General features: G+C 69.8%; 17 protein-coding genes. 6 read left to right on the forward strand and 11 right to left on the reverse strand.

Annotated features, from left to right (window positions below; translation table 11 throughout):
* Nucleotides 1-561: a hypothetical protein gene (locus ACTWLT_RS09340; RefSeq protein ID WP_445317948.1), complete on the reverse strand. Its 561-nt coding sequence runs from the start codon at nucleotides 559-561 to the stop codon at nucleotides 1-3.
* A 167-nt stretch (nucleotides 562-728) separates the two neighbouring features.
* Here ACTWLT_RS09340 and ACTWLT_RS09345 point away from each other — a divergent pair, with 167 nt between their 5' ends.
* Nucleotides 729-1337 carry a TetR/AcrR family transcriptional regulator gene (locus ACTWLT_RS09345; protein ID WP_445317949.1) on the forward strand — a complete coding sequence of 203 codons (609 nt, stop codon included), beginning with the start codon at nucleotides 729-731 and terminating at the stop codon, nucleotides 1335-1337.
* Between the two features lie 20 nt (nucleotides 1338-1357).
* On the opposite strand, the gene ACTWLT_RS09350 is transcribed toward ACTWLT_RS09345, so the two are convergent.
* Entirely contained in the window at nucleotides 1358-2593 is a 1236-nt protein-coding gene (locus ACTWLT_RS09350; protein WP_445317950.1) for a low temperature requirement protein A, read from the reverse strand.
* Between the two features lie 115 nt (nucleotides 2594-2708).
* On the opposite strand from ACTWLT_RS09350, the gene ACTWLT_RS09355 reads away from it, so the two are divergent.
* On the forward strand, nucleotides 2709-3641 hold the full coding sequence (locus ACTWLT_RS09355) for a helix-turn-helix domain-containing protein (protein ID WP_445317951.1): 933 nt from the start codon (nucleotides 2709-2711) through the stop codon (nucleotides 3639-3641).
* 133 nt (nucleotides 3642-3774) lie between these two features.
* On the opposite strand, the gene ACTWLT_RS09360 is transcribed toward ACTWLT_RS09355, so the two are convergent.
* From ACTWLT_RS09360 to wrbA, 5 genes are all read right to left on the reverse strand, one after another.
* Nucleotides 3775-4650: a carbohydrate ABC transporter permease gene (locus ACTWLT_RS09360; RefSeq protein WP_445317952.1), complete on the reverse strand. Its 876-nt coding sequence runs from the start codon at nucleotides 4648-4650 to the stop codon at nucleotides 3775-3777.
* On the reverse strand, nucleotides 4643-5575 hold the full coding sequence (locus ACTWLT_RS09365) for a carbohydrate ABC transporter permease (RefSeq protein WP_445317953.1): 933 nt from the start codon (nucleotides 5573-5575) through the stop codon (nucleotides 4643-4645). The genes ACTWLT_RS09360 and ACTWLT_RS09365 overlap by 8 nt, the downstream gene beginning before the upstream one ends.
* Nucleotides 5572-6816 carry an ABC transporter substrate-binding protein gene (locus ACTWLT_RS09370; RefSeq protein WP_445317954.1) on the reverse strand — a complete coding sequence of 415 codons (1245 nt, stop codon included), beginning with the start codon at nucleotides 6814-6816 and terminating at the stop codon, nucleotides 5572-5574. Before ACTWLT_RS09370 ends, ACTWLT_RS09365 begins: the two co-directional genes overlap by 4 nt.
* 27 nt (nucleotides 6817-6843) lie before the next feature.
* Nucleotides 6844-9333: a glycoside hydrolase family 97 catalytic domain-containing protein gene (locus ACTWLT_RS09375; RefSeq protein ID WP_445317955.1), complete on the reverse strand. Its 2490-nt coding sequence runs from the start codon at nucleotides 9331-9333 to the stop codon at nucleotides 6844-6846.
* A gap of 332 nt (nucleotides 9334-9665) precedes the next feature.
* Nucleotides 9666-10274, reverse strand: coding sequence for an NAD(P)H:quinone oxidoreductase (gene wrbA, locus ACTWLT_RS09380; protein ID WP_445317956.1), 609 nt, complete (start codon nucleotides 10272-10274; stop codon nucleotides 9666-9668).
* Between the two features lie 204 nt (nucleotides 10275-10478).
* On the opposite strand from wrbA, the gene ACTWLT_RS09385 reads away from it, so the two are divergent.
* Nucleotides 10479-11780 carry a vanadium-dependent haloperoxidase gene (locus tag ACTWLT_RS09385; protein ID WP_445317957.1) on the forward strand — a complete coding sequence of 434 codons (1302 nt, stop codon included), beginning with the start codon at nucleotides 10479-10481 and terminating at the stop codon, nucleotides 11778-11780.
* A gap of 36 nt (nucleotides 11781-11816) precedes the next feature.
* Here ACTWLT_RS09385 and ACTWLT_RS09390 read toward each other — a convergent pair whose 3' ends face one another.
* Complete coding sequence (locus ACTWLT_RS09390; protein WP_445317958.1) at nucleotides 11817-12788, reverse strand: GlxA family transcriptional regulator; 972 nt, start codon at nucleotides 12786-12788, stop codon at nucleotides 11817-11819.
* A gap of 118 nt (nucleotides 12789-12906) precedes the next feature.
* Between ACTWLT_RS09390 and ACTWLT_RS09395 the strand changes: the two genes are divergently transcribed.
* From ACTWLT_RS09395 to ACTWLT_RS09405, 3 genes are read left to right on the forward strand one after another with little or no spacing between them, the layout of a single operon-like run.
* Nucleotides 12907-13110 (forward strand): type 1 glutamine amidotransferase family protein, encoded by a 204-nt coding sequence (locus tag ACTWLT_RS09395; RefSeq protein WP_445317959.1) that lies wholly within the window; start codon nucleotides 12907-12909, stop codon nucleotides 13108-13110.
* Nucleotides 13107-13592 carry a DUF2269 family protein gene (locus tag ACTWLT_RS09400; protein ID WP_445317960.1) on the forward strand — a complete coding sequence of 162 codons (486 nt, stop codon included), beginning with the start codon at nucleotides 13107-13109 and terminating at the stop codon, nucleotides 13590-13592. The genes ACTWLT_RS09395 and ACTWLT_RS09400 overlap by 4 nt, the downstream gene beginning before the upstream one ends.
* Entirely contained in the window at nucleotides 13589-13873 is a 285-nt protein-coding gene (locus ACTWLT_RS09405) for a DUF3817 domain-containing protein (RefSeq protein ID WP_445317961.1), read from the forward strand. The genes ACTWLT_RS09400 and ACTWLT_RS09405 overlap by 4 nt, the downstream gene beginning before the upstream one ends.
* On the opposite strand, the gene ACTWLT_RS09410 is transcribed toward ACTWLT_RS09405, so the two are convergent.
* The 3 genes from ACTWLT_RS09410 to ACTWLT_RS09420 all read right to left on the reverse strand — a co-directional run bounded on the left by ACTWLT_RS09410 (nucleotide 13829) and on the right by ACTWLT_RS09420 (nucleotide 19744).
* The gene (locus ACTWLT_RS09410) at nucleotides 13829-15067 is read right to left on the reverse strand and encodes a glycoside hydrolase family 1 protein (RefSeq protein WP_445317962.1); all 1239 of its coding nucleotides are present in this window, start codon (nucleotides 15065-15067) and stop codon (nucleotides 13829-13831) included. The two genes, ACTWLT_RS09405 and ACTWLT_RS09410, sit on opposite strands and share 45 nt — an antisense overlap.
* 60 nt (nucleotides 15068-15127) lie before the next feature.
* Complete coding sequence (locus ACTWLT_RS09415) at nucleotides 15128-18325, reverse strand: family 78 glycoside hydrolase catalytic domain (protein ID WP_445317963.1); 3198 nt, start codon at nucleotides 18323-18325, stop codon at nucleotides 15128-15130.
* A gap of 156 nt (nucleotides 18326-18481) precedes the next feature.
* A complete protein-coding gene (locus ACTWLT_RS09420) occupies nucleotides 18482-19744 on the reverse strand; it encodes an ABC transporter substrate-binding protein (RefSeq protein ID WP_445317964.1) in 1263 nt (420 codons plus the stop codon).
* Nucleotides 19745-19746 lie beyond the last annotated feature (2 nt).

Consider the following 19746-nt stretch of genomic DNA (forward strand, 5'->3'; position numbering starts at 1 on the left):
TCAGTTGCCCTTCGCTGTGCGGCCGAGGCGGAAGGCGGCGATGAGGAAGAAGATGGCGCCGGGGATGGCGTAGCCAGCCGCGTTGGTCAGCGAGGGGTTGTCCGCGGAGGCCGCGGCGATGAAGGACCCACCAGCCAGAACCGAGATGCCACCACTGATGATCATCGGCCACTGGCCGCCCATCCCGCGGCGAGTGACACCCACGATCAGCTGGACCAGCCCGGCCACGATCGCCCAGGCACCCCAGACCCGCAGGACAGCGGGGACGCCGGACGCGCAGGCGACACCCACGCCGACGGCGGTGATCAGGCTGACCGCGATGTTCACGTACAGCAGGGCCGGCGAGCCGGTGGTGCGCGACGAGCGAAGGTCGTAGACGGCGGCACCCACGTCGAACAGCGGGTAGAGCACGAACAGCACCACCGTGAGTGGGCCGATCTCCTTGGCGGTCGCGATCGTCACGAGTGCCCACACGATGGCGAAGGCGAAGCGGGTGAAATACAGCCGCCGCAGTGCGGAAGCGGTCTGGGAGATGCCGGGAGAGGCAGCAATGGTGGCCACGGTGATCCTTCAGGGGGCTTGAGGAGAACGAACGTTCTGTCATGTTCAGTATCGCGAGCCCACCTCAAGATGTCAAGACCGAACGTTCTATCTAGCTGATGGATGATTCTCAGACGGCCCCTTGCACGTCGACCAGACCGAACGTTCTGTTCGCTAAGATGGGGGGTATGACCCGCCGCGAACCCGACGCCCGGCCCTCCGAGGCACGACTCCGGCTCCTCACCACGGCCACCAGGATCTTCTACGCGGAGGGCATCCACTCCGTCGGCGTCGACCGGATCATCGCCGAGGCGAAAGTGACCCGGGCCACCTTTTACCGGCACTTCCCCAGCAAGGAAGACCTCATCCTCGCCTACCTGCGGGAAGTCCATCAGATGGATCGCGGGTCGATCGACGCGGCCATCGCCACCAACCCGTCGGCGGTCGACCAGCTCCTGGCCATTGCCGGGTCCGTCGCTCAGACCATCCAGTCCCCCGGGTTCCGTGGATGCGCCTTCCTGAACGCCGCGGCCGAGTATCCCGACACCGACCATCCCGTACGCCAGGAGATCATCGCCCACCGGCAATGGTTCCTGGACACGCTCACCACGCTGATGGCGCAGGTCCACGAGGAGACGGCGGATCCCGCCGCGCGCCACTTCGTCATGCTCCGCGACGGCGCCATGGCGGCCGGATGCCTTTTCAATCCCGCGTTGGTGTCCGAGACCTTCCTGCAGGGGATCAAAGGACTCCTGCGCATCAATACCGAGCGCCAGTCGACCGAATCCGCCCGCTAGCACTGTGCACGGCCGCGCGGTCACGCCTCGGAGTCCCGATCGCCGGATGCCTCCCGCCCGATCGGCGAGGTGGAAACCTCCAGCGGCCGTCCCCGGTTCCGCAGCGCGTCGAGGAGCGCGACCAGGGCCAGCACGCCGGCCACCACGCTCAGCCCGACCATCGGCGCCCAGCGGGTCAACGCCGACGTGAACAGCAGCAGGGCCACCAACCCGATCACCAGGGATCGGGAGGCCCGGCCGAAGACCTCGTACTCCAGCCGCATACGGGCAACGAGGAAGAGCACCGGACCGCCCACCACGAACAGGAGCCAGCTGGGTCGCGGCGGCCCGAACGGCTCATCGATCACCAACTCGTAGCCGACCGCGGTGACGAGCACACTGAGCACGATCAGCAAATGCGTCCGTTCCGACGCCGTACCCAGCCGGCCGGGCATACCCGCCCGACCCAACGCCTCGGTCAGCAGCAGACCGGCGCGGTGGAAGTAGATCCGCCAGAGCAGCGCGCTGGTGGCGAACGCGACCCCGAAGGCGGCCGCCCGCTCCACGGAGTAGTCCGTGCCGCTGAAGACCATGCCGATGACCAGAATCGACTCACCGAGCGCGATGAGGAACATCTGCTGATGACGGTCGGCGAGATGCGGCCCAGCGATCCGCCAGCGGCCCACCGCTGAGGCCCCGAGCCACGGCAGCGGCCAACCCAGGGCCCAGGCGAGGTAGTCGACAGCCAGGGCGGCAGCCCACAACGGCAGGCGAAGCCGGTCGGGGCCCAACGCGCCGGCCAGCCAGAGCGGCGCGCTCGCCGCGGCCCATGCGGCAAGCCGGAAGGGCACCAGCCGTCGGGGATGGCCACGCAGCGCGGCGGCGACCACCAGCGGCCGCACCAGCATCACCATCAGGTACGCGACCGTGAACGGCAGCGCTCGCTCCTCCATGCCGCGGGGCAACGTCACCGCCATCACCAGGCCGGCGAACATGGTGCCGACCACGACGGCCTGGATGATCGACCGCTCTGGTTCGTAGCGACTGGTGATCCAGGTGGTGTGCGACCAGATCAGCCAGAGCGCCAGGAAGAGCAGCAGGGTACGACCGAACCCTTCGACGAGCACCCAGCCGGTGTCATCGTTCAGCTCGGCGAATCGTTGCGAGACCCGGGTGAGGGCCACAACGAAGGCCAGATCGAAGAAGAGCTCCAGGAAGGTGGCGCGGCCCGAACTCGTGGGCGGGCGCAGCAGTGCGGCACCGGGTCCCGCCGCCATCGTCCGCCTCCGTCCGCCCCTGTCGCACCAACGAGTCGGCCGCCGGAGGGGTTGCGTCAGCTCCTGACGGCGTCCCGCTGACCGACGCGTCCACCGGTGCCGCACGGCCCACGGCATGGACAATCCGCTGGTTTCAGCGCACGATGGACCGGTGCCGCTCCAGGAGGGATTTCGCGGGCAGCGGATGGCCTCGGTCCCCCGTCCGCTCGTCGCCGAGGCGCTGCGGCGTCCGATCACCGGGCGGCTCCTCGTCACCGACGCCGGTTATTACCCGGAAGCCGCCGACCATCGGATGCAGCGCCCACGGGGCACGCCCGAGGTGATCCTGATCGTGTGTGCCACCGGCTCCGGCTGGGCGCGCGTCGGGTCGGGCACGCACCGGGTCGGGGCTTGGCAGGCGCTGGTCATCCCCCGCGGCGTCGCGCACGAGTACGGTGCCGACGAGCGCGATCCCTGGACGATCTGGTGGGCGCACCTGATGGGTTCGGACGTGTCGAAGCTGATGGACTGCATGGAGGCCACGACCGAGCGGCCCGTGGTGCCGGTGCGGGCCGTCGGTCGAGCGGTGGCGCTGATGGACGAGATCGTCACCGGCCTCGAGCGCGACCAGTCGCCCATCCGCCTGCTGGGCGCGGCGGGGACCGCGTGGAAGCTGCTGACGCAGATCAGCGTCGACCGACTGCTTCCCGAACCGGGCGACCCGCTGCAACGCGCCATGAGCTACCTGGCCGAGCGGCTCGACGGGAAGGTGACGGTGCCCGAGCTGGCGCGGCTGGTGAGCATGTCGCCGTCTCATCTGAGCACCCTGTTTCGCAGGGCGACCGGGGGCGGGGTGCTGGCTCACCACACCGCGCTGCGGATGGCGAGGGCGCGCCAACTGCTCGACACGACGGGTGCGACGGTCACCGAGATCGCGTCCGAACTGGGCTTCGACGACGCCTTCTACTTCTCCCGGGTCTTCCGGAAGCACCACGGCTTGAGCCCGAGCGGTTTTCGCCGCCGCCACGCGGGCTTCGAGATCGCCGATGATGCTGCCTTCGAGGTGTGACGTGACCGGCCGGCCGCCCGCAGGCCCGGCGGGGCGAGGCGTCGGCCGCCGGGAGGTTCGTCCGGATGCCGGCGTGGCATCCGGACGAACAGCAACGCCGGTCGTCGCCCGGGTCCGGCGCAGCACAAACAGTTCAGCCTTTCAGGCCGCTGCTGGCGATGCCGGAGAAGAACTGCCGCTGGAGTGCCAGGAAGATGAGGATGAGCGGCAGCGACGCGACGAGGGCGCCGGCCATGAGGGTCGGGTAGTCGGTTCCGAACTGGCCCTGGAGTCCGGCCAGGCCGACGGTGACGGGGCGCCTGTCACCGCGCGGGGTCACGATGAGCGGCCAGAGCAGGTCGTTCCAGGAGTAGAGCGAGGTGAGGACGGCCAGCGCCGCCATGGTCGGGCGGGCCATGGGGAGCATGACGTACCAGAACGTCCGCAGGGGTCCGGCGCCGTCGAGCCGGGCGGCCTCTTCGAACCCGGCGGGGATCGACATGAACGCCTGCCTCATCAGGAAGATCCCGAAGGCCGAGAACATGCCCGGGATCGCCAGGGCGGGAATGGTGTCGAGCATCCCGAAGTCCCTGATGATCTCGAACTGCCCGATGAGGAACAGCTGACTGGGCACCATGAGCATGGCGATGAACAGCCCGAACAGCAGCCTGCGTCCGGGGAACCGGAGCCGGGCGAACGCGTAGCCGGCGAGCGCCGAGACGGCGAGCTGCCCGATCACGCGGAGTACGAGCGCGGACACCGAGACGGTGAGCTGCGCCCAGAACGGCACCGAGCCGAAGAACGTGGCGAAGGCCCCAGAGGTCGGGTCCTCGGGCAGGAACGTCGGCGGCATCCGGGAGGCTTCGCGGTTGGACTTGAACATGGTGAGCAACTGCCAGACGAACGGCGCCACCATGACGACCGCCGCGACGGCGAGGACAATGTGGATGACCCACTCGCCGTGGCGGGAGGCCTTCGATCCGGCTGCCGCGCGCTCCCTGCGCCTGCTTCGCAGGATCCGATCAGTCATAGAACACCCACCGACGTTGCAGGCGGAACTGGACGAGGGTCGCGGCCATGATCACCATGAGCAGCACGATCGCGATCGCCGCACCGTAGCCCTGGTCGAACTGCACGAAGGCCTTCTCGTAGAAGAGGTAGACGATGGTCTTCGAGTCGGCGAGCGCGGTGTTGTTGACGCTGCGGAGCATCACGAAGATGAGGTCGAACATCTGCAGCGCGGAGATCACCGTCAGCACGGTCACCAGAAACACGCTCGGCGACAGCAGCGGCAGGGTGATCCGGAAGAACTGGCGGATCCGTCCCGCCCCGTCGAGCGAGGATGCCTCGTAGAGGTCCTGCGGGATCGACTGGAGTCCAGCTCCGAGGATGATGAGGTTGATGCCGAGGCTCATCCAGATGCCGACGACACCGACCGCGTAGATCGTGAAGGTCGCGTCGGCGACCCAGTACTGCCCGGGAGCGCCGACCAGCGAGAGGACGTAGTTCAGCAGGCCGAAGTCGCCGTTGTAGATGAAGCGCCAGACCATGCTGACCGCGACCGGCAGCGTCACGACCGGCAGGAAGAACAGGACCCGGTAGAAGGCGCGGCCACGGCTGACCTGCTCGATGAGCGCGGCGAGCACGATCGCGGCGGGGACGCCGAGCAGCAGGATCGCGGTGTAGAGCGCGGAGTTGCGCAGGGCCTGCCAGAAGCGCCCGTCGCCGAGCAGCTCGGTGTAGTTGTCGACTCCGGTGAACGTCCCGGGTCCGAAGGCCGGAACGTCCATGAAGCTCTTGCCGAACGTGGTGAGGAACGGCCAGACGTAGAGGGCGAGGAGGCCGATGAGCGCCGGGGCGATCATCAGGTAGCCCCATCCGGGTGAGGGCAGCAGCCCTCCCCCGCGGCGGCGCGTGCGCTGCCGCGGGGGAGAGCTGGCGACGTCGGTGGTCACTGCGCGAGGACCTCGTTGATTGCTGTGTTGTAGGCCCGGGCCGCGTCGGCCGCGTTCTGCTTCCCTTCCCACGCCGGGGCGAGGTACTGCGTCTCGAGGCCGGTCCACTTGGCGGCGTCACCGGCGATCGGCAGCGGCACCGCGTAGTCGACGGCGTCGACGAAGACCTTGAGGTTGAACTCGGGCATCGCGTCGAGCCAACCCTGCTGCGTGCCCTGATAGGCGGGCAGCACCGCGCCGGACTTGGCCTGGATGGCGGCGGCGTCCCTGCCGCTGGCGAAGATGAGGAATTCGGCGAGCTCCTTGGGGTGCTTGGTGCCGGCGTATCCGGCGTTGAGGATGCCGCTGATCATGGTGGCGCGCTGCTTCGCCTTCGGCAGCGGCGCGACGCCGACGTGGGGGCGCAGCGCCTGGTCGGCGTAGAGGCGCTGGGCCCAGAAGGAGCCGGAGAAGTACATGGCGACCTTCTGGTCCATGAACATCTGCACCGCTTCGGTGTCCGAGAGCTGCTTGAGCGTCGGCGAGAGGCCGTCGGCGTGCATCTGGGTCCAGAACTGCAGACCGGAGACGGCCTCCGGGCTGTCGATGGCGGCCTTGCCGTCGGCGCCGATCACCGTGCCGCCGGCCTGGTAGATGCTGTTGTAGTAGCCGCCCTGTCGGTCGATCGGGGCGGCGATACCCCATACGCCGGTGGCGGGGTTGGTGAGTTTACGGGCGGCCTCACGCGCGTCGTCCCAGCTCCAGCTGTCGTCCGGGTAGGCCACCCCGGCCTTGTCGAACAGAGCCTTGTTGAACCAGATCCCGTTGGTGTCGAAGTCCTTCGGCAGGCCGAGGAGCTTGCCGTCGACGTCGTACAGGTCGAGGACGGCCTTGGGGTACGCGGCCAGGTCGACGCCGGCGGCCTTGACCGCGTCGGTGATGTCGAGCAGTTGGTTGCCCTTGGCGTACGCGGGGAACTGGTCGGCGAGCATCCAGAACGCGTCGGGTGCGGTGCGTCCCGCCGCACCGACCTGCAGGGTGGACCAGTATTCAGGCCACGGCAGGACCTGCACCTGGACATCGACATCGGGGTGCTTGTCCTCGAATGCCTTGGCGATCGCCTCCATGGCCGGCTTCTGGTCGTCGCTCCAGGTCGCGTAGCTCAAGGTGACCTTGCCGTCGCCTCCGGCGCTGCTGCACCCGGTCGCGGCGAGGGTGACCAGCACGGCCGCGGCGGCGACCCATCTCTTGCCGTTTCGCATGGCTTCTCCTTGGTGGGTGGCCGAGCGTCAGTGCTCGGCCGGGGTGGTGGCGGTGTCGTGGTGGAGGTGGAGGCGGCCCGCCGCCCAGTCGACGTGGGCCGGCTCCGGGTGGTCGGGAAGGCTGTCCGCGCGCAGGATCAGCGTGGCGACGCCGAGGATGCCGACGTCGATGTCGCGCGGAGGTTCGCCCGAGCGGACGTCGGCGCTGAACAACTCGACCCCGTCGGCGTGCACGCTCATCCGGGCGGCGGTGCCAGGGGTTTCGTCGTCGACGCCGAGGCGGGCGGTGAAGCGGGCGGCCGAACCGCCCGGGTAGAGCTCGATCCTCGACGGCGTGGACGCACCGAGCCCGTCGTCGAACTCCGTGCTCGCGATCCTCATGCGGCGGCCGTCGCCCGGGTTGCCGCCACCGTTGCTCTGGTCGCGTTCGATCGGGCCGCTCTCGTTGTCGAACGCCACCATGGTCAGCGCCGACAGGCGATGGGATCCGGGCGTCAGGGGTCGGAAGAGGCGGGCGTGCGCCACGATCGGGACGCCGTCCTCGCCCGGCGTCTCGACCGTGACCACGCCGGCCCGACCGGGTGCCAGGGCGGCGGGCGCGCAGACCTTCCAGCGGTCACCGTCGAGGTGCTCGGCCGACCAGCCGGGCGGTAGCACCAGGCGTCCGTCGGTCCGTAGGACGGCCGAGCCATCCGGGCCGAGCAGTTGGACGGCCGGGTGCACCCGCGGGGCGGCCTGCTCGGGCCGCTCGACGGCTCGGTGCAGCCGGGCGCCGCGGGCGGCGACGATGGCGACGAAGCCGCCGTTGTCCGCCACGTCGACGACCAGCTTGTCGTCGACGGGTCGCCGGTGGGCGGCCAGGCCGCCCTCGGCGCCGTCGCCGACGATCCACGCGTCGGCCGGCCCGAACGCCAGTCGGTCGAGGGGGACGGTGAGACGGCGCGCCGGCCCGGTGGCGATGCCGCCGACGAACCAGCGGTCGCCGGATCGGCGGGCGATCACGGCCTCGTGGTCAGGGTCGCCGACGAGCAGCACCGTCTCGTCCCACACGGGCGCGAGTTCCGCGAGGAACCGTGCGGCGTCCGGCCTGGCGAGGTAGGCGTCGACGTCGTCGGCGAAGTGGGTGATGCCGCACTCGAACGCGACGCTGAGCGCCAGCTCGTGGCCGTCGCTCGTGGTACGCCCCGGCGCGGCGAACGCGACCGGCGTGTAGTCCATCGCCCCGACCACGTTGCGGGTGAACGGCTGGATCACGTTGTGTGCGGCGGTCAGGGGCGTGCCCTGGTAGAAGACGTAGTACTCGCTGCCACGAACGGCTTCGTAGCCGATGACCTGCGGCCAGGTTCGCGCCCACCCACGCGGGATGACCGAGCCGTGGAAGTTCACGTGCAGACCGAGCCGGGCGGTCTCGGCGAGGATGGTGTCGTACCAGCGGTAGCGTTCCTTCGACTCGGACTCCATGAAGTCGACCTTGATGCCGGCGACCCCCCAGGACCGCCACAAGGCGAGCTTCGCCAGGTTCTCCGGCCCGTCGAGGTCGTGCCAGACCGCCCACAGGTGCACCTGGATGCCGCGGCGACTCGCGTAGGCCACGATCTCGGGTACCCACGTCTCGTCCCAGCCGCAGTCGATGAGGAGGTGTTCCCAGCCGAGGCGCGCGGCGACGTCGACGAAGTGCCGCTGCCGGTGCAGCTGGGCACCGGAGTAGAAGTCCGACCACCACGACCAGGCGGCGCGCCCCGGACGTACCCACCGCGCGTCGAGCGACGGGTCGGGTGCGGGTGCCAACTCGTCGACGAAGCGACTCTCGACGATCGCGGCGAGGTCGCCGATCATGAGCACCCGCCAGGGGGTCACGGGACCGCGCGTGATCTCGACCGACTCGTCGGCCAGCGCGAACCGCGCCTCTCCCCCAGCGCTGATCTCGGCGTGGGCGCCGCTGAAACGGCCGTCGATCGCCGCCTCGGTGAGCAGGAGATGCACCCCCGCCCGGGGCGAGCGGACGAGAAGCGGGAACCCGTAGGCGCCGGGCGGCAGCTCGGCGATGTCGGCGCCGAAGCGCGGCGTCTCGTACCAGGTCTGGTAGTCGAGCGCCCACACGCGGGCGTCGGCTTCGAAGGTGAGCCGGGTGCGGTCGGCGTCGAGGCGGCCGTGGCCCTCCAGGCGGGCGAGCACGTAGCGGACGGCCACCCCGTCGGCACCGGCCCTGACGTGGATCTGCCACTCGAGGCCACTGGCGTGGCGCAGCTCGTGGACCGTCTCACGATGCGCGTAACGGTGGGTTCCCGTGGCCTTGCCGGACCGGGCGGTCCACTCATCGGTGACGTCGCGGTGCCGGGAGCGCAGGAGGACCGAACCGACGTCCAGATTGACGCCGCCGACGCGGATGCCCAGCCGGACCCCGTCGAGGACGGTCCGTCCGTCGCGTCGTACGCGCAGAACGACGCCGTCCGCTCGCGTCTCCACCTCGGGCTCGAGGCGCTCGGGCAGCGCCGTCGTGCCGATCTCGTTGACCACATCGTCTCCGTGCCGTGCGGGAACCGAGCGGGCGGATCCCCTGCACGGCGGCTTCCGACGCTAGGTTCGCGGCGGCCCGCCGGGAATGTTCATTCGAACTCGAAGCCTGGACGATTCGCTTCTGTCTGACAGGGCCGTCCGGCAGCGGGACATGGCAACGGTCCCCTCCACAGGGACGATCAGCGCATGACATCGGTCCGGTTGAGCACGACGTCCGACAGATTCCCGGTCAGCGTGAGGTCAGCCTCGAGTCCCGGCGAGGCAGGCCAGCCAGGGCCGGTCTCCCAGCACGGGAAACCGGCCCCTGGCCTCCTGCGGGCTCGGTACGACTGTCAGGCGCTGAGCTTGCCCGCGATCTTGACAACCCGCTGAGCCATGTGGTCGAGGGCGTTGAGCTGAGCGTCGCCCAGCGGAGCGTCGTTGCCGCCGCCGGTGACGTGCGAGACGCCGTACGGGTTGCCGTCGCCGAACTTCAACGGGTCGGTGTAGCCGGGGGCGACGACCAGACCGCCGAAGTGGTGGATCGTGTTGTAGAGCGCCAGGAGCGTCGACTCCTGGCCGCCGTGGGCGGTCATGGATGCGGTGAAGCCGGCGTACACCTTGTCGGCCAGCAGCCCCTGCCCCCACTGCGGGCCGAGGGTGTCGATGAACTGCTTCAGCTGGCTGGAGACGTTGCCGTAGCGGGTGGGGGTGCCGAACAGCACCGCGTCGGCCCAGACGACGTCGTCGGCGGTCGCCTTCGCCTCGTTCTTCGTGGCGTCGAAGTGCTGGCTCCAGGCGGCATTGGAGGCGATGGCCTCCTCCGGGGCAAGCTCCGGAACCTGGCGCAGACGCACCTCGGCCCCGGCCTTCTCGCCAGCCTCGGCGAGCCGCTTGGCCATGGCGTGGACCGTACCGGTCGAGGAGTAGTAGATGACGGAGAGCTTGGTCACCGAAGGCATCCTTTCGACAAAGTAGTTGCTGACGATAAATTTGCTTCAGCAACAACCCGACTGTAGCAACGTCGGCGAGGCGCCCGCCACCGGGAGGCGACCGAAGGGGCAACCATCGAGGCCGGGCGATGCTATGTTCGACAGTCATCGATTCCGCTTCGTACGTCGCGCGCTCTCGACAGCCAGCATCGACAACCTGCCGACGGGGAGATCATGACGAGCCGCAGCCACAGACGCCGTGCGATCTGGTCACGCATCATTCCCGCGACCATCGCGCTCGGCTCGCTGGTCGCCTCCACGATGACCGGGCCGGCGCCCTACGCCGCAGCCGCGACCTCCGGCACCGGCTCCGCCAATCCGGTGGTCACCTGGGACCTCAATGCCCAGACGGCGATCTGGGACGTCGCGGCTCAGCAACCGAACGAGCAGGTGCGCAGCTTCGCGATGGTGAGCGGAGCCGTCTACGACGCACTGAACGCGATCGCCGGCACCCCGTACCAGCCGTACCTCGTCGCACCGCCGTCGCGCGGCACCGAGTCGCCGGACGCCGCCGTCGCCGCCGCCGCCCACACCGTGCTCGCCGCCCTCTTTCCCGGTCAGCAGGAGCGGCTCCGGGCGCAGTACGACGCGGCTCTCGCCGCGATTCCCGACGGGCGGGCGAAGCAGGGCGGCATCACGATCGGGGCACGAGCCGCGGCCGCGATGGTCACCGCACGGCAGGACGACGGCGCGTTCGGCGACCAGCAGTGGAAGAACGGGACACGGCCCGGCCAGTGGCGACCCACGCCGCCGCTGTTCCTGTCCCAGGGCGCGTGGACCGGGCACATGCGGCCGTTCCTCATCCCTCCGGCGTCGATGGCCCGCACACCCGAGCCGCCACGACTGACCAGCCACGCGTACACCCGCGACCTCGACGAGGTGAAGGAATTCGGCTCGGCGACGAGCACGGTGCGCACCCGGGACCAGACGGAGGCCGCGATCTGGTGGCACGACCGGCGTTCCGCGTCCTGGGAGATCAAGCGCCAGCTCGCCACCACCCAGCAGCTGGACGCCCTGCAGACCGCGCGCTTCTTCGCGATGACCGACCTCATCGTGGCCGACTCAGGCGTGGCGTGTTTCAGCCAGAAGGACCTGTGGAGCTACTGGCGTCCAGTCACGGCGATCCAACTGGCCGACACGGACGGCAACCCGAGGACGACCGCCGACCCAGGCTGGCAGTCGTTGCTCGTGACGCCCCCCTTCCCCGAGTACCCATCCGGCCACGCCTGCGGCACCGGCGCGCGGATGTCGCTGTACCGGCACTTCTTCGGCCGGGACGACATCGCGTTCAGCGGATCCAGCGTCGACTCCGGTACGACCAGGCAGTTCACCAGCTTCTCCCAAGCGCTCAACGAGCTCATCGGCGCGCGCGTCTGGGGCGGCGTCCACTTCCGCAGTGCTGACGTCGAGGGGGCGAAACTCGGTGAGGAGGTCTACCGCTACGCGGTCCGGCACTACTTCCGCCCCCTGAGGTAGTCGCTCGGCAGGCTCATGTGCCCCCGCAAGCGTGGGCTACCGATCCCGGCGGTCGGCCGCACCCGACGCCTGAGGCCGAAAGACCCTGCGGTACGCGCCGGGCGTGACGCCGAGGAGTTGCCCGAACTGGGAACGGAAGTTGCTCGTCGTGGGGAACCCGGTCTGGGCAGCGATCCGGTCGACGGTGTGGTCGGTGGTTTCAAGCAGGTCCTGCGCGTGACGGATGCGTACCCCCGACACCCACTGCATGGGGCTCTGCCCTGTCTCTTCCTTGAATCGACGTGTCAGCGTGCGCACACTCATGCCGGCCGCGGCGGCGATGTCCGCGAGCGTGAGGTCCCGGTGCGCGTTCGCCTCGATCCACGAGAGCGCTCGTCCCAGAGTCGACGTCCGGTGCGTCGGGCGGTTCCGAACGATGTACTGCGCCTGCCCTCCCGGCCGGTGCAGCGGCGCGACGGCAAGGCGGGCGGCGTCCGCCGCGACGGCCACCCCGTAGTCGCGCTGGACGATGTGCAGGCACAGGTCGAGGCCGGACGCGGCTCCGGCCGACGTCAGGATGCTCCCGTTGTCCGTGTAGAGCACGTCGGCGTTCATCCGGACAGCGGGATGACGTCGGGCGAGCTCGTCCGCGGCGAGCCAGTGGGTCGTCGCGTCTCGGCCATCGAGCAGGCCCGCCTCGGCCAGCGTGAACGCGCCGACGCAGATCGACGCGATTCGGGTCCCGCGCTCCGCTCCCGCCCGCAGGGCTGCGAGGACAGCGGGCGGCGACGGCCGCAACGGGTCGTTCCGTCCGGGCACCATGACGAGGTCCGCGCGCTCGATCGCGTCCAGGTCCTCATCAACGGCCAGGCGCAGCGGACCGGCCTGGACGGACGGCTCGTGCCCGGCGACGACGAGCCGGTATCCCGGGCGGCCGTCCGGCAGGCGTACCCGCCCGAAGGTCTCGATGGGGGTGGCCATATCGAAGGCAATCGCATCGGGGAGCGCGAGCACGACGACGGTGTACACCCCTACAGGATAGGCACTTCGCGGGTGGCCAGATACAGGCGCAATCTGTCCCGACAGCCATTGGCGTCCCCTGCGTGGATCGCGAACATGGAGGGACCGTCCACCGAGGGGATCCTTCATGCCTCAACTCCACGCCCAGTTCGTGCTCTTCGACGGGTTCGACCCGCTCGACGTCGTCGCCCCGTTCGAAGTGCTTACCGCCGGGAGCGATCTGCTCGGTGGCGCGCTCGCGGTGGATCTCGTCAGCGCGAGCGGCCCCGGCGTGGTGCGATCCGGCAATCCGCGGATCACCCTGACGGCCACCGCGCGGACCAGCGCGTGAGTGCGTTCCTGCTCTCGGTCCATGTGCTCGCGGCCATTCTCACGATTGGCCCGGTCGCCATCGCGGCGAGCATGTTCCCGCGCTACGCGCGTCTCGCCCTCGCGGCACCCGACGACCCGAGGAAAGCTGTTGCGGTGCGGATCCTGCACCGCATCACGCGCGTCTATGCGGTGATCGGCGTGCTCGTTCCGGTGTTCGGCCTCGCTACGGGCGCGAGTATCGGCGTGCTCGGCGACACCTGGCTGATCGTGTCCATGATCCTGACTGCCGCTGCGGCCGCGGTGCTGGTGGCGTTCATCCTGCCTGGTCAGAGGCGCGTCGTCCGCGTGCTCGACACGAGCGTGGAGGACACCCGCGAGGTGGCGCCTGACGGGATGGCACGCCAACTCGGGATGCTGACGGGCGTGTTCAACCTGCTCTGGGCGATCGTCGTCGTCCTGATGATCTACCGTCCTGGTTCGACCACGGGAGTCGGACTGTGAGCCCGCGTCGCGTCCTGCGGATCGTCGGCACGGCAGAACTCGTCACCCTCGTGCTGATGCTCATGAACGTCGTCACCGTCCACCTGCCGGACGTCTCACGTGTCCTCGGTCCTGTGCACGGCCTTGCCTACACCGCCACGGTCATCACGGCCATCCTCGTGATGGACCGGCGCCACCGGGTGTGGCTGCTCGCGCTCATCCCCGGGATCGGCGGCCTCCTCGCGGCGCGTGTCGCGTCACCGGAGCAACTGGTCGGGCGGACATTGGACGACGGGCTGTAGACCCAGCCGGCCACTTCCCGCCACCTCGGCGAAGGCATACGCGCTGCGCTTCGGCACCCGGGCGAAGTCGTTGTCGTGCTCCACGGCGATGAGCCCGAACTTCGGGCGGTAGCCCTCACTCCACTCGAAGTTGTCGAACGCCGACCAGTGCAGGTAGCCCCGCACGTCGACGCCCTCGGTCAGCGCGGCCGCGACGGCGCCGAGGTGGGCGTGCAGGTAGTCGACCCGCTCGGCGTCGTCCTCGGTGGCAATGCCGTTCTCCGTGACGTACAGCGGCAGGCCCGTCTCGGCGGCGCGGTGCAGGACCTGCCGGAGACCGTCGGGGTGGACGGCCCAGCCCATCTGGGTGCGGCGAAAACCCGCCGGTGGTTCGGCGAACCGGGTCGGCGAGCGCGGGTCGACCCACTGCTTGCGGTAGTACTGCACACCGAGGAAGTCGCCGCGGTCGGGCCCGATGAGCCCGTCCAGGTAGCGGTCGACGATCTCGGTGCGCAGGAGTCGGTGCAGCGCGCGGCACTCCTCGTCGTCCCGCGCCGGGGCCAGCAGCGGCACCTGCACGGCGAGACCGATCTGGGACTGTTTCCCCGCCCCACGTACGGCGCGGACCGCCGCGAAGTGGGCGCGGAGCAGTTGGCGGCCGACCTGCCGCCAGAGCCGGTCGTCGGTGAGCCCCGGCGGGTGGTAGCCCTCCAGGTAGCCGTGCAGCGCCACCATCTGCGGCTCGTTGATCGTGCACACGAAGGGCATCAGCTCGCCCAGCTCCACCGCCACGTACCGGCAGTACCGGGCGAACACGTCGATCGCGTCGGGTGCGAGCCAGCCCCCGGCATCGGCGAACCATCGGGGCAGCGTGAAGTGGTGCAGGGTGACGAACGCGGTCATGCCCGTGTCGGCGAGCGCCGTGAGCACCCGCCGGTAGTGGGTCGTCGCGGCCCGGCTGAACTCACCGGGAGCGGGTTCGATGCGGGACCACTCCAGCGACAGCCGGTGGGCGGTGTGGCCCAGGGAGCGAAGCAACGCGAAGTCGTCCGCGTAGCGGTGGTAGTGGTCGATGCCGTCACCGGACGACCAGCGGGCGGGCGTGTCGGGCCGGTGCTCGAACTCCCACCAGTCGCTGTTGACGTTTCCTCCCTCGACCTGGTGGGCCGAGGTGGCGCTCCCCCAGAGGAAGCCGGCCGGGAAGTCGCTGTCCATGGTGCTCCCGTCGGTCGGGGCGGGGCCTGGCGCCCGGTTCCGGACGCCAGGCCCGCCTGCCTATCGGTTGACCGTGAAGCTGTGCGCGCCGGACCCCACCCGGTAGACGGCGTGGTCACCGTCGGTCCGGACGAAGTCGGCGCGCTGGGACGCCTCGACCACCCGGCCACCCTGCAGCGGCACCCAGACCTGCGCGGTGGTGTTCGTGGGTACGGTCACCGACAGCCGGAAACGGTGGTCGCTCCTGGACCACTCGGACCGGGCGACCCCGGCGGGCGTCGTGTAGCTGCCCTTGACGAAGGTCAGGTCGCCGGCCAGTTTCGGCTGGATGACCAGGTCTCGGTAGGCGACGCTGCCGTCCGCCGCCCGGATGCCGGCGAGCCCGCTGTGGAACCACTCCTCGATCTGGGCGAGGATCATGTGGTTCTTGGAGTCGGCGAGGTTCCACCGTTCGCCCATGGTGGTCATTCCACCGGGGTTCGCGGTGGTGGACGCCATGAAGTAGCCGTAGCTGGGCTGGTCGTCCTCCTGCAACAGGTCCCACAGCACGTCGTCGCGGCCGCCGGCGGCCAGGGCCCGGACGGTGGGGGCCATGCCGATGGTGCCTCCGCTGAAGTGCGGACCGTCGCCGTTCGGATGGAACGCGTGGACCAGCTCGACGAGGGCGTCGAGGACGGCGCCACGCTCACTGTCCGGGACGAGCCCGGCGTCGAGCGCGAGAGCCTGCGCGGTCTGTGTCGCGCCGGTGGCGCCGGCGTTCCCGTTGGCGGTGTACCGGCGCAGCTGGTTGTTGTAGAAGGCTGCGTTGAAGGCGGTCCGAATGTCGGCCGCCAGGGCACGGTACTTCTCCGCGTCTGCGCCGTGGCCGGTCAGCTCCGCCATCATCGCCATTTTGCTGATCATGACGTAGTAGCCCCAGGTGCCGGTGATCCGCCCCGAGGTCTGGTCCGCCGCCACCCAGTCGGCGAGGGCGGCGTCGACGATGTGCGCGTTGGCGCCGGTGCCGACCTTCTGCCGCTGGACGTACTCGACGAAGGCGACCATCCGGTCGTAGGAGTTGGCCATCGTCTGGGTGTCCCCGTAGAGCTCGTACAGCATCGCGGGCACGAGGACGATGGCGTTGCCCCAGTTGATCTCGTCGCCGAAGCGGCCACTGTAACCCCAGTCGTAGACGGGGGTCTTCAGGGCCACGTTGCCGTACATCGGGGTGTCGGCGAGCGACTGGCCCTCCACCAGGTGGTGCATGGTGGTGCGCAGGTAGGCCGCGAGGTCGTGGTTGCGGTGAATGGCACCCATCGGCATGGTGTAGTCCGCCGGATACGACAACTTCTCCCGGCCGGGGCAGTCGGTGAACACCGACATGACATTGCCCGCGAAGGAGTACCGGGCCATCTTGTGGATGCGGTTGATGCGGGCGTTGGAGGTGGTGACTTCCCCCGCAACCGGGGTGTCGGCCTGCACGCGCAGCGCGCGGATCGTGCGGGTGTCGGGGACGTACCCGTCAGGTAGACCCGTGACCTGCACCCACTGCATGCCGAAGTAGTTGAAGTCGGGGTGCCAGGTCTCACCGCCACGAAGGCCGGCGGTGGTGTACGTGTTGAAGAGGTCACGACCGCGGCTGCCCCCGCCGCCCATCAACGACGCCTGGTCGACGGTGCCGTCCGCGGCGAGCGACTCGGCCGGGGACATGCGGATGGTGGTGCCGGCGGGAACGCCGTCGCGCAGGCGCAGCTCCGGCCACCCGACGATGTTCTGCCCGAAGTCGAAGACCCACGTCCCCGGTACGGGACTGGTCACCGAGACCGGTTCGAACGTCTCCACGACCTTGACCGGCTCGCCCGCGCGGGCGACGAGCTTCGTGGCCAGGTTCGGCGGCGGCGCGATGCCGGCGGCGATCCAGCCGGTGGGGGTGCCGTCGCGGCGCTTCGCGGTGGCGGACAGGTCGGCGCCAGGCCGGTCCCAGCCGGGCTGCTCGCGGCGGGCGTCGTAGTCGGCGCCGGAGTACCACGCGTCCGTGACCAGCGCGCCGAGCGCCGAGCGCCAGTTGCGGTCGGACACGATGACGTCGGACGGCCCGTTCACGTACGAGATCTCCAACCGGGCGATGAGACGCGGCGTGACCGCCGCCCCTGCGCTCGGGTCGCTCGCGGCGATGTTGTTTCCGGAGCCGGTGACCAGCGCCCCGGCGGCGTGTGGGCGGGCCAGGGCGGGGGTGAAGGTGATGCCGGTGCCATCCGCACCGGCGGTGCCGATTGCGGTGATCGTGCGGGGTTCGAGGCGTTCACCGCCGTCGCCGGTGTCGATGGTGATGGTGCCGCCGACGTGGTAGTTCGCGACGGTGTCCAGCTTCACCGTCGTGGCGCCGGCCGCGACGCCCACGGCCAGAGCGCCGCTGCCCTTGAGCTGGCTCTGCCACCAGGAGTACGGCGCGGTACGGCCGACGGCTGGGTTGGTGACGCTGCGACGCACGTACGCGGGCCCGTTGCCGAGCTGCACGCCGAGGGTGTTGGCGCCGGTACGCAGGTCGTCCGTGACGTCGTAGGTGCGGTACTCGCTGGAGAGTTGGTAGTTGGAGTTGCCGGGCGCCAGGACCTCGTCGGTGAGCGTGCGTCCGTTGAGGGTCGGCTTGTGCAGGCCGACGCCGGACAGATACAGGCGTGCGGCGCTGATCCGCTTGCGGCGGTCGACCGAGAACTGCCGCGCGAAGATCGGCATCGCCTGGTTCTCGACGCGTCCCGGGTACTCGATCCAGCTGGCCGGCGCCCAGTCGCTCTGCTTGAGCAGGCCGACCTCCCATGAGGACGGCGCGCTCCAGTCGGAGGCGCGACGGTCGGCGTCCCAGACCCGCACCCGCCACACGACCCGGTCCCGGGACTTCAGGGGCGCCCCGGCGTAACGGATGTCGGTCTGCGCGGTGGACGGGACGCGGCCGGAGTCCCAGACCAGCCGGCTCCGCTTCAGGTTCGACTCGCTGGTCGCGGCCTGAACCTGGTAGGCGGTCTGTCGGTCACCCGGGCAGGCCACCCTCGACCGGGGGCGGTAGCACGGGTGCGACGCCGCCTGCGGTGTCTGGGTCATCTGCCATGCGAGGGTGGGGCTGGTGTTGTCGATACCCAGCGGACGGTCGTCCCGGCCGTCGACCTTGAGGTTGACGACGCGGACGTTGGTGGGTCCACCACCGGCGGCGGCCGGTGTGGCGGTCAGGGCCTGCGGCGCGACCAGGGCCAGGCACAGGCCCGCTCCCGCCAACACCCGCACGCGATATCCGTGTCTCGGCACTGCTAGCTCCCTCCCGCCGGCGCACGGGGCGCCGGCGACGCTTGCGACTGATACGTCTGGGACTGGCTGGCGCGGACGCCCGGCAGCTCAGGGACGGCATGCTCCGACCCGCCGGCTCCGCTCGTGCGTACGCGGTCAGGTGCCTGCCCGGTAGTCGGTGTCCATGGAGGTGAGGACCTCCTGCGGCGTGGCCTGCTTGCTGAAGATCTCCTGGAGACCGGAGAGCATGGTCTGCTGCACCTTGGCGTTGGGCCACAGCTGGTCCATGAACGGCACGGTGCGGCCGTCGGTGATGAAGGTGGTCAGCTCTCCGAAGGCCGGGTCGACGGCCGAGCGGTTGTCGGGCAGCGTGGGCAGACTGCCCTGCTTGGTGTTGAAGAGCTTCATGCCCTCGGGCGACATGACGAAGTCGACGAACCTGAGCGCCAGGTCCTTGTTCTTGGCCTTGGCGTTCACCCCGTAGCCCATTCCGGCGGCGACGGGCATGACGATCGTGGCCGGGTCGTCGGCGGCGGGCAACGGCTTGAGGACGAAGGTGCCGCTCGGGTTCTTGCCCTTCAGCAGGGCCACCACCCAGTTGCCCTGGACCAGGCCGAGCGTTCTGCCGGTGGCGGCGAGTTCCTGACTGGCTTCGTAGCTCGTGCTCAGTGGGCTCTTCTGGAAGCAACCGGTGTCGTTCATCTCCTGGTACTTGGTCATGGCCGTGGCCCACGCGGAGTTCGCGAAGGTCGCCTGACCTGCCTGCATCTTGGCGTCGAACTCCCGGTCACCTGCGTAGACGGTGGTTGCGGCCAGCGCGTACAGGACGAGCTGCGTGACCCAGTTGTCCTGGATGCCGAGCGCGAAGGCGGGGGTGCCCTTGCCCGCGGCGGCCCGACAGAAGGCCAGCAGCTCCGTCCAGGTGCCCGGCGGTGTGAGGTTGGCCTTCCGCATGGCCTCCTCGTTGTAGACGGCGCCGATGCCGTTCAGCCCGAACACCCCGTTGTACGTCCTGCCCTCGTACTGGGCGACGCTCTTGACCGTGTCGGGCAGTTTCGCCGCCCAGGGCCGGTCGGACAGGTCGAGCAGGTAGCCCGGCTTCGCCAGGACGAAGGTGGCGCCGGGGTTGCCGTTGCCCGGCCAGACCGACATCACGTCCGGCGCGGTGCCGGATGCCAGTTGGGTGCGGATCTGCTGCTGGTGCTGGTCAGCGCCGCTCGTGGTGAGATTGACCTTCACCCCCGGGTTCGCCGCCTCGAACGCCTTCACGACGTCCTCGACGGACCCCTGGTCGACCGAGGCGAGCGTGAGGGTGTTCGGATCGCCTGAGCCGGCGTTGGTGCCACTGCTGCAGGCGGTCGTCGCGACCGTGATCGTCATCGCGGCCGCGATGGCCGCGAGTCTGCTGGTGCGCTTCATGG

Source organism: Micromonospora yongxingensis (assembly GCF_052601155.1).

Bases quoted from the DNA above. Each gene is read 5' to 3' on its own strand.
- ACTWLT_RS09345 (WP_445317949.1), top strand. From the start codon at position 729: ATGACCCGCCGCGAACCCGACGCCCGGCCCTCCGAGGCACGACTCCGG.
- ACTWLT_RS09350 (WP_445317950.1), bottom strand. From the start codon at position 2,593: ATGGCGGCGGGACCCGGTGCCGCACTGCTGCGCCCGCCCACGAGTTCG.
- ACTWLT_RS09355 (WP_445317951.1), top strand. From the start codon at position 2,709: ATGGACAATCCGCTGGTTTCAGCGCACGATGGACCGGTGCCGCTCCAG.
- ACTWLT_RS09360 (WP_445317952.1), bottom strand. From the start codon at position 4,650: ATGACTGATCGGATCCTGCGAAGCAGGCGCAGGGAGCGCGCGGCAGCC.
- ACTWLT_RS09370 (WP_445317954.1), bottom strand. From the start codon at position 6,816: ATGCGAAACGGCAAGAGATGGGTCGCCGCCGCGGCCGTGCTGGTCACC.
- wrbA (WP_445317956.1), bottom strand. From the start codon at position 10,274: ATGCCTTCGGTGACCAAGCTCTCCGTCATCTACTACTCCTCGACCGGT.
- ACTWLT_RS09385 (WP_445317957.1), top strand. From the start codon at position 10,479: ATGACGAGCCGCAGCCACAGACGCCGTGCGATCTGGTCACGCATCATT.
- ACTWLT_RS09395 (WP_445317959.1), top strand. From the start codon at position 12,907: ATGCCTCAACTCCACGCCCAGTTCGTGCTCTTCGACGGGTTCGACCCG.
- ACTWLT_RS09410 (WP_445317962.1), bottom strand. From the start codon at position 15,067: ATGGACAGCGACTTCCCGGCCGGCTTCCTCTGGGGGAGCGCCACCTCG.
- ACTWLT_RS09420 (WP_445317964.1), bottom strand. From the start codon at position 19,744: ATGAAGCGCACCAGCAGACTCGCGGCCATCGCGGCCGCGATGACGATC.